10 protein-coding genes are annotated in these 13,171 nt (G+C 57.4%); 5 read left to right on the top strand and 5 right to left on the bottom strand.

Features of this window, described 5'->3' with window-relative positions:
• Positions 1 to 94 precede the first annotated feature (94 nt).
• Positions 95 to 664, bottom strand: a complete 570-nt coding sequence (mepK, locus tag EV660_RS00680) for a peptidoglycan L,D-endopeptidase MepK (RefSeq protein ID WP_071481831.1) — start codon at positions 662 to 664, stop codon at positions 95 to 97.
• A gap of 364 nt (positions 665 to 1,028) precedes the next feature.
• On the opposite strand from mepK, the gene EV660_RS00675 reads away from it, so the two are divergent.
• The 3 genes from EV660_RS00675 (at position 1,029) to EV660_RS00665 (ending at position 4,263) form a co-directional block, all read left to right on the top strand.
• Positions 1,029 to 2,639, top strand: a complete 1,611-nt coding sequence (locus EV660_RS00675; RefSeq protein ID WP_071482351.1) for a L,D-transpeptidase family protein — start codon at positions 1,029 to 1,031, stop codon at positions 2,637 to 2,639.
• 128 nt (positions 2,640 to 2,767) lie between these two features.
• Positions 2,768 to 3,055, top strand: a complete 288-nt coding sequence (locus EV660_RS00670; RefSeq protein WP_232727319.1) for an acyl carrier protein — start codon at positions 2,768 to 2,770, stop codon at positions 3,053 to 3,055.
• Positions 3,052 to 4,263 carry a beta-ketoacyl-[acyl-carrier-protein] synthase family protein gene (locus tag EV660_RS00665; RefSeq protein WP_071481833.1) on the top strand — a complete coding sequence of 404 codons (1,212 nt, stop codon included), beginning with the start codon at positions 3,052 to 3,054 and terminating at the stop codon, positions 4,261 to 4,263. The genes EV660_RS00670 and EV660_RS00665 overlap by 4 nt, the downstream gene beginning before the upstream one ends.
• Before the next feature lie 93 nt (positions 4,264 to 4,356).
• On the opposite strand, the gene EV660_RS00660 is transcribed toward EV660_RS00665, so the two are convergent.
• The 4 genes from EV660_RS00660 to EV660_RS00645 all read right to left on the bottom strand — a co-directional run bounded on the left by EV660_RS00660 (position 4,357) and on the right by EV660_RS00645 (position 9,278).
• The gene (locus EV660_RS00660) at positions 4,357 to 5,532 is read right to left on the bottom strand and encodes a BaiN/RdsA family NAD(P)/FAD-dependent oxidoreductase (protein ID WP_071481834.1); all 1,176 of its coding nucleotides are present in this window, start codon (positions 5,530 to 5,532) and stop codon (positions 4,357 to 4,359) included.
• A gap of 135 nt (positions 5,533 to 5,667) precedes the next feature.
• Entirely contained in the window at positions 5,668 to 7,503 is a 1,836-nt protein-coding gene (locus EV660_RS00655; RefSeq protein WP_084635050.1) for an ABCB family ABC transporter ATP-binding protein/permease, read from the bottom strand.
• Positions 7,504 to 7,570: 67 nt separating this feature from the next.
• Positions 7,571 to 7,897, bottom strand: a complete 327-nt coding sequence (locus EV660_RS00650; protein ID WP_071482352.1) for a DMT family transporter — start codon at positions 7,895 to 7,897, stop codon at positions 7,571 to 7,573.
• Between the two features lie 148 nt (positions 7,898 to 8,045).
• Positions 8,046 to 9,278, bottom strand: coding sequence for a LysM peptidoglycan-binding domain-containing protein (locus tag EV660_RS00645; RefSeq protein ID WP_100319214.1), 1,233 nt, complete (start codon positions 9,276 to 9,278; stop codon positions 8,046 to 8,048).
• A 98-nt stretch (positions 9,279 to 9,376) separates the two neighbouring features.
• On the opposite strand from EV660_RS00645, the gene EV660_RS00640 reads away from it, so the two are divergent.
• Both EV660_RS00640 and EV660_RS00635 read left to right on the top strand, forming a co-directional pair.
• The gene (locus tag EV660_RS00640; RefSeq protein ID WP_071481837.1) at positions 9,377 to 9,934 is read left to right on the top strand and encodes an LOG family protein; all 558 of its coding nucleotides are present in this window, start codon (positions 9,377 to 9,379) and stop codon (positions 9,932 to 9,934) included.
• Positions 9,935 to 10,787: 853 nt separating this feature from the next.
• Positions 10,788 to 13,171 (top strand): cadherin-like domain-containing protein (locus EV660_RS00635; RefSeq protein ID WP_246028968.1); only part of this gene is annotated, 2,384 nt, incomplete at its 3' end.

The raw sequence follows: 13,171 nt of genomic DNA, 5'->3' as shown, positions 1-13,171 counted from the left end.
CTGATTCTGGTACGGTAGTACGCAAAAAGCGGCAAGACACGTCAGCGTGTCTTGCTTGAATGCTCATCCGAATCATTCATTGCGGGAAAGCGGGTCACGACCCCCAGCTGCGGACGGCGCCGCAGTCGAAATGCACAAAATCAGACCGTGAATAGCGGCCGACACCGCCCGCGTTGCAGGCCTGTGCCGCTTGCGCGATCTGGCGCACCGAGCGTGAGCGAAGCCTGACATCCGCCGCTTGTCCGCGCAGATGCAGCGAGTTTTGCGCCACATTATTGGACCGCGCACGCAGCATCGCGTTCGTCTGAGGAGAGCGGTAGCCCGATAGCAGCATATAGGGTTCATTCACGCGCAGCATGTTATGTGCGGCGGCCAGAAAATCCACGGTCCGCACGTCGATATTGTGCACGGCATTGTTGCGCCAGTCACGGAAGAAGTGGTTGATTTCACCCAAGGATTCCGGGATGTAATTGCCATCTATCCAATAGATGACATTCATGCTTTCCCCTGTCCGGCCAGAATAGAAATGCAATCTGCGAATGTCGCCAGCGCCACGCGCGTAGGCCGTCACTCCGGGAAAGAACGGAGCTGCTGTAACCGCGGTCGCGGCGAAAGCACCCAAGATTGAACGGCGTGTCAGGTTCGGTCTGCTTGCATCCTGCATGAAGCGATCTGTCCCTTTTTCTTGAATTCTTGCCAGCTTAGCCGCAAGAACAGTCTTATTTTTCGCTGCTTGAGCATACGTGCGGCATATTGGTGCCACATTTGACGGTCGTCCCCAACCCGATTTTGAGGTTGGTTCCCGACAAATTGGGCAAACAAGCGGAATTTCGCCGGTTTCGTAGCTCTGACAAGCGGATACTGGGGGTGATTGATTGGTTTGCATGCCCGCTATTGTAGCGAAAACCGGTTTCCAAAACCTCAAGGCAACACCCGGTTGACAGATTATATTGATCGCAGTCTTGTGACTGGACCTGATGGGCGGTTATTTGCCCAACTGTGAGTCGGTGCTGAAAAAAGGTGGTTTTATGATAGATGATTCCGTGGGTTGGCGCGCGTATGCGCTCAAGAATCTGTTTGCGGCGGTGGCGCTTGTCATTGCAGTTGGATTTCCACCTTCTGTTTCGGCCCAGCAATTCCCGGCTTTCAGGCAGGCGCTGGCCGAGAGCGTGGCTGCTGACCCGAAAGTATCGGCCTTTTATCGTGATACCGACTATGCCCCCCTTTGGACCGAAGCCGAGCACGCGCCGCGCCGCGAGGCGCTGTTGAACGCATTGACGCGCGCGCCGGAACATGGCTTGCCAAGTGCGCGCTATGACGTGCCCGGACTGATCGCCGCATTCGAAGCGGTCGAAACAGAGCAGGACCGCGCGCATCTTGAAGCCAAGGTCACCAAGGTGTTCTTGCAATTCGCCCGCGACCTCAGCAGCGGCGTTCTGGACCCGAGGTCCGTTGATCGCAGCATTGTCCGCGTCTTGCCGCGCCCTGACCCTGAAGAATTGCTGCGCGAGTTTTCGCAAAGCCCCCCTGCGGCCTTTATCCGCAACCTTGCCCCGGCAGCGCCCGAATATGCCCGCCTGTTTCGCGCACGTCAGGATCTGGAACGCGTGATCGCATCTGGCGGTTGGGGCCCCCGCGTGCCTGACGCGCGGTTCACACCGGGAACCTCTGGCGAGGCGGTCGTGGCGTTGCGCAACCGGCTGATCGCGATGGGCTATCTGGAACGCTCTGCCACGGCGAGTTATGACGCCACGCTGCAAGCGGCGGTTCTGGAATTCCAGTTGCGCCACGGGATCGAGGCAGATGGTATCGTCGGTGCCGCGACATTGCGCGCGATCAACACCCCGCCTGAGGAGCGGCTGAAATCCGTTATTGTTGCGATGGAACGCGAGCGCTGGCTGAATATCCCCCGTGGAGAGCGGCATATCTGGGTGAACCTGACCGACTTTACCAGCCAGATCGTTGATCAGGATCAAGTGACATTCGAGACGGTTTCAGTCGTCGGTGCACAAGCGGCAGACCGGCAGACGCCAGAGTTTTCCGATCGGATGACCTATCTGGAAATCAACCCTGACTGGACATTGCCGCGCTCGATCGTGGCGCGATCATATTGGGGTGCGCTGGCGTCTGGCGGGGCGCGGCACCTGCAGATCGTGGATGCGCGCGGACGGGTTGTGCCGCGCAATGCGATCGACTTCTCGCGCTACACACCTGCCAACTTTCCCTTCAATGTACGCCAGCCACCCGGCCCGACGAATGCACTGGGCGAGGTGAAGTTCATGTTCCCCAACCCTTACGCGATCTATCTGCATGACAGCCCCGAGCGGCATTTGTTCAACACAACTGTGCGCACGCATTCCTCTGGCTGTGTGCGGCTGAACGATCCGCGTGATTTTGCATATGAATTGTTGTCACGCCAGACAGATGATCCGCGCGGCCTGTATCATTCGGTGCTGAATACGGGCCAGCAGACCCGTGTCTACCTTGATGATCCCGTTCAGGTGCATCTGGTCTATCGCACCGCCTTTACCGATGTGCGAGGCGCGCTGAACTTCCGCAATGACATGTATGGTCGCGATGCAAAGATCTATGACGCATTGTCGCGGGCGGGGGCGGTCGAAAACGGCCTGCGAATCTGACGGTATGCGGCAACGGACGCAGGACTGCATCATTGCCGCACCCGCAAGAAATTGAGTTGCCCCGTGTTACGAAACTGTTACAGTCTTGCGGAATACAGGACGCACCAAACTGGTCTGGAGTGTGTCCAATGGGACTCGACGTCATGCAGGAAACTGATTTTATCGCAGCCCGTGTCACGGAGATCATTGCCGAACAGGCAATGATGGAGCCGTCCGATATAACAGATGACAGCCGTTTGGCTGATCTGGGGATCGACAGTCTGGGTCTGGTCGAGTGCATTTTTGGTATTGAAGAAGCCTTTGGCATCTCGGTGCCGTTCAATGCCAATACGCCAGAGCAGCCGGGATTCGACATTTCTTCGGTCGGCGCAATCATTGCCGAGGTTGAAAAGCTGGTAGCCCGACAGGCGGCATGAGGCGTGTTGTCATTACTGGAGCGGGGACACTGAACCCGCTGGGCGCAGACGTGCGCTCGACATTTTCAGCAATGCAACAAGGCCAATGTGCCATTGGCCCACTAACCTGCCGCGATGTAGAGCGCCTCCACATCAAGATCGGTGCCGAGATTCGGGGATTTGCCCCCGAACAACATTTCGCGCGCAACGCGCTTTCCCTGCTCGATAGATTCACCCAGATTGCCCTTGTTTCGGCACGTCAGGCAATGGCGCAGTCCGGATTGGTGATTGATGAAGCTCTGGCACTGCGTGCAGGGGTTATTCTGGGCACGGCTGGTGGCGGCAACACAACGGTCGATGACAATTACCGCGCAGTTTATGCCGATGGCAAAGACCGCGTACACCCATTTGTTGTCCCGCGCCTGATGCACAATGCGGCGGCGTCGCATGTGTCGATGGAATTCGGGTTGAAGGGGCCGGGCTATACGGTTTCGACCGCCTGCGCATCGGCCAATCATGCGATGGGGCAGGCGTTTCACATGGTCCGCGGCGGTGGCGCGGATGTCATGCTGACCGGCGGATCAGAAGCGATGCTGTGTTTCGGCGGGATAAAAGCCTGGGAGGGGTTGCGCGTCATGTCGCGCGACACCTGCCGCCCGTTCTCGCGCGATCGTTCCGGGATGGTGCAGGGCGAGGGTGGCGCGGTTTTCGTGTTTGAAGATTACGAGCACGCCCGCGCGCGCGGGGCCGAGATACTGGCCGAAGTTGTCGGGTTTGGCATGAGTTCGGATGCAGGCGATATCGTCATGCCCGACCGTGACGGGCCAGTGCGCGCCATGCGCGCGGCCCTTGCCGACGCGGCACTTGCCCCTAACCGGGTTGATTATGTGAATGCGCATGGCACAGGCACGGCCGCGAATGACCGGACCGAGGCCGAGGCGTTGCGTATCGTCATGGGGGCTCATGCTGATGCGGTGCCTGTTTCTTCGACGAAATCAATGCATGGGCATATGATCGGCGGCACAAGCGCTGTTGAACTGTTGGGCTGTCTGATGGCGCTTCGCGAAGGGGTTATCCCGCCGACCGCCAACTTCAATGAACCCGACCCCGAGATCGGGCTGGATGTCGTGCCAAATTCGGCGCGAGAGGCGAGTGTCGATGTCGCCATGTCAAATGCTTTTGCCTTTGGCGGGCTGAATGCTGTACTGGTCTTGCGCCGCGCACCATAGGAAGGTTGCGCCGAAGGCGCGGCCCAGCGATGCGCAGCGGCACTTTGCACCTTGGCCCCGCAGTTGGCGCCATATGCACCGTCCGCAATGCTCTCAGACGGCCTGTCCGGCGACCCAGCCCGATGACCATGCCCATTGGAAGTTATAACCTCCCAGCCAGCCCGTGACATCGACAACCTCGCCGATGAAGTGCAATCCGGGCAAGCTGCGGCTTTCCATTGTTCGGGAATCGAGGCCGCGCGTGTCAACGCCACCCAGCGTGACTTCAGCAGTCCTGTACCCCTCGGTGCCGACAGGGCGCACACGCCAGGCGGAAACATCCCGCGCCAGCGCCTGCAACCTTGCCTTTGGCTGATCAGCCAGATTCCCGACCAGCCCGGAACGCGCCACGATCTGACGCGCAAGCTTTTCGGGCAAATGGGCACTCAGCGCCACGGAAACGCTTTGTTTGCCGCGTTGTTGTTTTTCAGCAGCCAAGGCGGCTGCGATATCAACATCTGGCGCAAGGTTGATATCGATGGCTTCTCCCTCGCGCCAATAGCTTGAAATCTGAAGGATTGATGGACCGGACAAACCCCGATGCGTGAACAGCAACCCTTCTCGAAAAGCGATAGTCCCGCAACATACGCTGGCTGAGACAGACAGACCTGCCAGCGGTTTCATCTCATCAAGTTGCTCAGAGGTAAATGTCAGCGGGACCAGTGCAGGGCGCGTTTCTGTCAGGTCCATCCCAAAGCGGGTGGCAAGCTGATAGCCCAGCCCACTCGCCCCCATCTTGGGAATTGATTTGCCACCTGTTGCAACCACCAGCTTGGGCGCATGCAATTCCCCGGCGCTTGTCCGGACCGTGAAGCCATCAGAATGCTGGACATCTTCGATGCGGGTCGCAAGCTTCAGTTCTACCCCGACCTCTGCCATATCCTTGCACAGCATGGCGATGATCTCGCGCGCAGAGCCGTCGCAGAACAACTGGCCCAGCGCCTTTTCATGCCATGCGATTCCGGCCGCATCGACCCGCGCGATGAAATCATGCTGGGTGTAGCGCGACAATGCAGATCGGGCAAAGCGCGGGTTTTGGGACAGAAAGCGTTCGGGGCGGATATCCAGATTGGTGAAATTGCACCTACCCCCGCCAGAGATGCGGATTTTTTCACCCGGCGCTTTTGCATGGTCAATCAGCGCGACGCGGCGGCCCCGCCGCCCGGCCTCGATAGCGCAGAACATGCCTGCGGCCCCTGCGCCAAAGATAATGACATCATAGGATTGCATGGCGCGCCCCCACACACATGGCCCGCCCGCGCAGCCGGGCACGCCCTGCCGCGCGCACCCCGCTATGTGCCACATCTGCCACCACCGCCCATATATATGGGGGTGCCAAAGGCAGGGCGTTTTGCCGTGCCGGTGTCATTCCACCTCAACGCTCTGGCGTGCCCACATGGCCGCATAGCGCCCGTTCTGCGCCAGCAGCCCATCATGCGACCCTTCTTCTACGATATGCCCGTCCTCCAGCACAATGATGCGGTCCGCATCCACGACGGTGGACAATCTGTGCGCAATCGTCAGAACCGTGCGGCCTTTTCCCATCTGGCGTAAGCTGTCCTGAATGCTCTGCTCGGTCTGCGTGTCAAGCGCGCTGGTCGCTTCGTCCAGCAGCAGGATGGGCGGGTTTTTCAGCAAGGTCCGTGCAATGCCCACGCGCTGCTTTTCACCGCCTGACAGTTTCAGGCCACGTTCGCCCACGGCTGTGTCATAACCTTCAGGCAGCGAGAGGATAAAGTCATGTATCCGCGCGGCCTTTGCCGCAGCTTCGATCTCTTCGCGGCTTGCCCCTTCGCGCCCATAGGCGATGTTATAGGCAATCGTGTCATTGAACAGCACTGTATCCTGCGGGACCACGCCGATTGCCCCATGCAGGCTGGATTGCGTCACCTCTCGCAAATCCTGCCCATCTATCCTGATTGCGCCGCCCGTCACGTCATAGAAGCGAAACAGCAGTCGCCCGATTGTTGATTTGCCGGACCCGGACGGGCCGACAATGGCCACTGTCTCGCCCCCTGCTACTGTCAGGTTGATCCCTTTCAGAATTGGGCGGGCCGCGTCATAACCGAATTCTACCTGCTCGAAACAGACCTCGCCCTTGCCGACTGTCAAATCGGCTGCATCCGGCGCGTCGCTGACATCTGGCGGCTGGTCCAACAGGTCGAACATTTCGGCCATATCGACCAGCGCCTGCCGGATTTCGCGGTACACAGTTCCCAGAAAATTCAGCGGCATGGTAATCTGGATCATATAGGCGTTGACCATGACGAAATCGCCCACAGTCAGATCGCCACGTTGCACGCCAATCGCGGCCAGCACCATGACCGTCACCAGCCCCGAGGTGATCAGGAATGCCTGTCCGAAATTCAGGAATGCCAACGAATAGTTCGTCTTGACAGCGGCTTCTTCATAGCGCGCCATCGCCCCGTCATAGCGGCTGGCCTCCATCGCTTCGGCATTGAAATACTTGACCGTCTCGAAATTCAACAGGCTGTCGATGGCCTTTTGGTTGGCATCGGTATCTTGCTGGTTCATGATCCGGCGTTGGGTGACGCGCCATTCGGTCACCCGGAAGGTGAACCAGACATACAGGCTGATCGTCACCACCACCGTGACCAGATACCACACATCAAACAGCCAGAAGAAGATGACCGCAATCATCAACAGTTGCAGCATCAGCGGAAAGATCGAGAACAAAAGGAAGCGCAGTAGGAAATCCACGCCTTTCACGCCACGCTCGATAATCCGGCTTAGCCCGCCGGTCTTACGGGTGATGTGATAGCGCAGGCTCAGCCGGTGGATGTGCTGAAATGTCTCCAGCGCCAGTTGACGCAAGGCGCGCTGGCCTACACGGGTGAACAGGATATTGCGCAATTCCTGAAAGCCCACCTCCATCAGCCTTGCGACACCATAGGCCACAGTCAGCCCGATCGCGCCCACGGCCAGAAACCACGCGGCCCCCTCGCCCGCAAGCGCATCGACCGCGCCCTTGTAGAAAAACGGGGTTCCGACCGCGACCAGTTTGGCCAGAACCAGCATCAACAGGGCAAGGACAACGCGCTTGCGCGCCCATGCGGCATTTGCGGGCCATAGATACGGGATAACACGCTTTATCGTGCGCAATCCGCTTGCGCGTTCCTGCGATGCCGTTGGAACAGATTGGGTGTCTTGCGCTGTAGAAGTCTGGTCAGTCGCAGTCATATCGGGCTTTCTTCTGTATGCCCGTGCTATCTAGGCCCGCGCCCGCGAAAAGACCAGAGCGCCCCTGTCAGGTCTCGCCCGTGCCTGACAGCTTCATCAACACAAGGCCGCCCACGATCATCGCCGCCGCTGCCACGCGCATGGGTGTCACCGCTTCGCCCAGCGCCATAATGCCGACAGTAAAGGCCCCGACCGCGCCGATTCCGGTCCAGACCGTATAGGCCGTGCCCAGTGGCAGGGTTTTCATCGCAATGGCCAGCAGCGCGAAACTGCCCAACATCGACACCCCCATGACCATGGTTGGCACCAGCCGCGTGAAACCCATTGATTGTTTCATCGCGAAGGCCCAAACCACCTCCAACACACCAGCGATTGCAAGATAAATCCAGGGCATCTGATCCTCCTGTCGGACCAGGTCGTCCTGGTGCTGAAGATAGGTTTGCAAGGCCGTCCCTGCATGCCCAAGAATTGGGCATAAAATCACGGGGGTCAAGCTTTCGGTAATGAAAACAGGGCACAGGTTGCCCCATGGCAACCCTTGCCTAGTCGCGCCCGCCTTCGTCCGCATCTTGCGGCAGAACGAAGACCTGCCCCGGATAGATCAAATCCGGGTTACGGATCTGGTCGCGATTGGCATCGAAAATGCGCATATAGCGCGCGCCGTCGCCAAATTGCTCCTGCGACATGGCCCAAAGAGTGTTGCCCGGTTGCACGATCAGCGCCTGCGGGCCAGCGGCTTCGCGCGCGATTTCAGGGACGACACGTTCAAAGGGGATCTCTGCGCGGGATGTGACCTGCGCGGCATCATCCAATTCATCCACGCGCAGACGATAGACACCACGCTCTATGCCCTGAAGCTGTGCCTGCCAATTTCCGTCAGAGCTGGCGCGCGCGCGCAGGATCGGCTGATTGTCCAGATAAATCTGAATATCCGCAGCCCCTACGCGGGTGCGACCGCTCAGCGCAACATCGCCGCCAGAATCATAGGTTACAGCGTCAATGCTGACATTGCTGCCAGATGACGGCTGTGTTTCCAGGGCGCCCGCCTCCCCCAGAAGCTGAACGCTGCCATCCGCGCGCATGAGAACTGCAAGCGGTGCGCCCGTTCCTGTGGAGTCAGACAATTCTGTGCGGGATTGCCCTTCTGCGGCATCGGGCTGGGTTGCGCCCGCGATTTGCGGCGCAGATATAACCGGCGCAGGCGCGGGTTCGGACGCTTCGGGAAACAGCGGGTCAACTTCCACTGCGCGTGCGGTCTGAAGCGCCTCTGCCTCTGCAACCAGGCGGTCGCTGCGCGGTGCAAGCATCAGCGTATCAACTGAACGCAGCCTGTCCCCACTCGCCAAGCGGACCTCCAGTTCCAGCACGCGCGGCGCGACGCTGGGCTGCACCTCGAACATCAGCACGAATTCCCCAGCCGCTGTGCTGACGGTCTGGGCAACAGGTTCTTCATCGATCAAGACGGTCACGGCACTGCTTGCAGGCGCTTGGCCTGCAATGAGCACATCGCCAAGGTCGGTCACGCGCACCAGATCGAAACTTGGGGGCTGCTCTATCGCCGGGGCCATCAACGCGGCTTGCAGGTCTGGCCCCGTGTCATCAGACGGCAGGTCAAGTCCCGCTGGCTCTCCCATCATGACGCTGGGCGCGGCGCGTTCAGTCGGCGCGTCATTCGACGGAAAGATCAGCAGATAGGCCACACTGGCCGCACCGACCACCGCAACCGAGCCGACAAGCCATTGCGCAAGCGTATCTTTTGGAAGAAATCTTAACATCGCGCGCCCCTTGAAACCACGCAACCGACTTGCACTTGCAAGACTGTAGCAATCTAGGTAACCGATAGTAAAGCAATTCAGGAGAACAATTGTTCCAGATGTCAGATCAGACCCGTTCACTATGTGTCTTTTGTGGATCACGGGCTGGCACCGACCCACGATTTGCTTTGGATGCCCGCGAAGTTGGCAAGATGATGGCCCGGCATGGCTGGCGGCTTGTTTACGGTGCCGGGGATATCGGCATCATGGGCGAGGTCGCGCGCGCGGCACAGGGCGCAGGGGCGGCAACGATGGGGGTCATTCCTACACATCTGATGCAGGCCGAAGTTGGCAAGCGCGATCTGGGAATGCTGGTCGTCACCGAAACCATGCATGAACGCAAGAAGGTGATGTTCACCAATTCAGATGCAATCGTCGTCCTGCCCGGCGGTGCCGGTTCACTCGATGAGTTCTTCGAGGTGCTGACCTGGCGGCAACTGGGCCTGCATGTGAAACCAATCTATCTGCTGAACACCGCCGGATATTGGGCACCACTTGCCAATCTGATTGATCATATCATCGAACAAGGCTTTGCCGATGCAAGCCTGCGAGAGTTCTTTCAGGTGTTGCCTGACGTAGCCACACTGGAAGCGCGGCTGGTCGAAACCTTGGCGTGACCTGAGCCGACCACCACATCGCGCAGATCCCTTAAACACCAGACTTTTCAGTTTTATCGGGCTTGGCAAAAGTTTTCTGAAACTTTTCCTGGCTTCAATAAGTAGCGTTGGGAGCCGGATTTAAAAGCCGCCCCACAACCCATAGTTTATTTTTCTCTAATTAAGTCAATCAAAAGGAGTATTCGTTAACGATTCGTCGATTGCCTCTATCTTTCGTGAGCCTGCTTGGTTCAAACGAAGAAGATTGATCGACTTTTGTCGCCATGCGACACAATTTTGCCCAAATAAGATATTAAGCCTCAATGTCGAAACAATAAGCGATGCAAAACGCATCATCAATGCTCGTTTCATGCCAGTCCGCTTGAAATATTTAGAAAAATTATGAAGATGATCGAACAGGATACATGAAAATTGTCTATAACAAGGTTGTTTAATGCAATTGCGCACATAGGGTCTTCCACCTTTCCAGCGATAACCATTCAGACGCGGTCGAGTGCAAAAGCTTGATCATCGCAGTCAGAAGACTGTGCCATTTCGTTAATCAGGAATGGCACTCGCAATGTGGATCATTGAACAGGTCCAGCATTACGCGCGTTACAGACAATGCAATATACGGCCGCGTTAATCGAATTCGCGGCGATGAAACAAAGAACAGGCTGCTTGAGCGGCAAGCGGCAACTTGTGTCGCCAACATAAGTGTAATCACGCGCAAGGCGCTGTGGGTGTGGGAAAGGATAGTGAGATGACATCAGGTAACTGGACTTGGAAAAAAAGCGGATTGCTTTGGAAGAAAGTGTGGAACAACGCCCCCAATGCCAACGATGATGCATTCTCAGGCGACTTCAACGAGCCCGTGAAAGGTAACGTTCTTGCCAATGACACCGACAAGGATGGCGACAAGCTTTCCGTCGTTTCCGTGACCCAGCCAAAAAATGGTACCGTCAAGATGTTCTCTGACGGCAATTTCACCTACACCCCCAATGACGGGTTCTCCGGAACCGACACATTCACATACAAGATCAGCGACGGCAAAGGCGGCTATGGCACCGCAAAAGTGACAATTACCGTTGACGAAGACCCCCATGTGGCAGACGACGATAATGACGGTGACGACACAGACCAGACACCTGATGATGAAGATTGCCCGAAAGGCGGGTTCAACGCAGCGAAGTTCGACGCGATCTCGTTGAATTACTCCGATGCCGTGAATGACAGCATCAAGGTCAGCGCGACCAATGCCTCTTCAGGCGACTCGGTCATCTATCGCAATGCGGCCACGCTGGAGGACGGAACTGTTGTTTCCGCACGCCTTGTTCTGGTCGAAAAATCCAACAAGCATCTAGAGGTCAATCTGGCCTTCTCCGACGATTACGAAATCGTTCTGAATGCCAACAACAACGCGCATATGGGCGGGGAAACGGCGACATTCCGGCTGGAATTCTTTGACCAGGAAACTGGCGCGCCGGTCTCGCTGAACCCGGCCCTTGTCTTTGCCGATCTGGACAAGAACCAAGGCGCCGAGGTTATCACGATCAATGACCCCAATCTTTTGAACGTGGGCGTCAGCGACAACTCCAATGTCAATGTGAACTTCGATGGCGGATCCTCTGTCACAGGGTCCGGGACTGCCGACAATATCGACCCCAATCTGCTCGAGAGCCAGTTTCTGGTGCTGTATGATGACACCAGCGAAATCACCTTCACGATGACCTCTCGTCATGTGAATTCCGGGTTGAATTTCGGTGAGGCGGTTCCGGAAAACTTCAACATGCTGACGAATGCCGACCCGATTGCGGCGGATGATACGTATGAAGGTGAATTCGACGCGGTCATCACCGGCAACGTGCTCGACAATGATACGGACCCGGACAAAGACACGATTTGCGTGACCTCCAACACCGATCCGGCCAATGGCACTGTCACGGTGAACCCGGATGGTACTTTTTCCTACACGCCGAATACCGGCTTTTCTGGCACCGACCAATTCACTTATACAATCAGCGACGGCAATGGTGGCACCGACACGGCCACAGTCACGCTGACAGTGGCCGAAGATCCCAACCCGGATTGCCCGAAGGGCGGCTTCAACCCTGAAGCCTTTGACGCCATTTCGCTGAAGTTTTCTGAGGCTGAGGATGGCAGCATCGGGGTCGGCAACGACAATGCGACTGCTGGCGATTCAGTCATTTACCGCAACGCGGCCACGCTGGAAGATGGAACAGTTGTCTCGGCACGGCTGGTTCTGGTCGAAAAATCAAACGAGCATCTGAAGGTTGATCTGGCATTCGGTGACGAGGCCGAAATCCTGCTGAACGGCAATAACAACCCGAATGTGGGCGGCGAAACCGCCACCTTCCGGCTGGAGTTTTTCGATCAGGCGACAGGTACGCCTGTCAACCTGCATCCGGCCCTTGTCTTTGCCGATCTGGACAAGAACCAAGGCGCCGAGGTTATCACGATCAATGACCCCAACCTGTTGAATGTCGGGGTCAGCGACAATTCGAATGTTGATGTGAATTTCGATGGTGGCTCTTCTGTCACAGGGTCCGGAACTGTCGACAATATCGACCCTGACCTGCTCGAGAGCCAGTTTCTGGTGCTCTATGATGACACTAACGCGATCACCTTCACGATGACCTCGCGCGATGTGAATTCAGGGTTGAATTTCGGCGAGGCGGTCCCGCAAAACTTTAACATGCTGACAAATGCCGACCCGATTGCGGCGGATGACATGTATGAAGTCGAATTCAACGCGGACATCACTGGCAACGTGCTCGACAATGACATGGACCCGGACAAGGACAAGATCTGTGTGATCTCCAACACCGATCCGTCCAATGGCACTGTCACGGTAAACCAGGACGGCACCTTTACCTATACACCGAACCCGGATTTCACCGGCACCGACCAGTTCACTTACACAGTGACAGATGGCAATGGCGGCACTGATACCGCCACAGTTACCCTAACAGTCGGCGCGGCACCCAACAGCCCGCCGGATGCTGTGAATGATGCCTTCTCGGGCAATTTCAACCAGCCGATTGAAGGCGATCTGCTTGCCAATGACAGTGACCCCGATGGTGATGATCTCACCGTGATCGGCAATACCGATCCGCTCAATGGTACTGTCACGGTAAACCAGGACGGCACCTTCACCTACACGCCGACTACCGGTTTTGCGGGCACTGACCAGTTCACCTATACGATCAGCGATGGCAATGGCGGCACAGACACCGC

This window comes from Roseinatronobacter bogoriensis DSM 18756 (assembly GCF_004366635.1).
GTDB classification, from domain to species: Bacteria; Pseudomonadota; Alphaproteobacteria; order Rhodobacterales; family Rhodobacteraceae; genus Roseinatronobacter; species Roseinatronobacter bogoriensis.
This window is presented reverse-complemented; position numbering and strand designations above follow the sequence as displayed.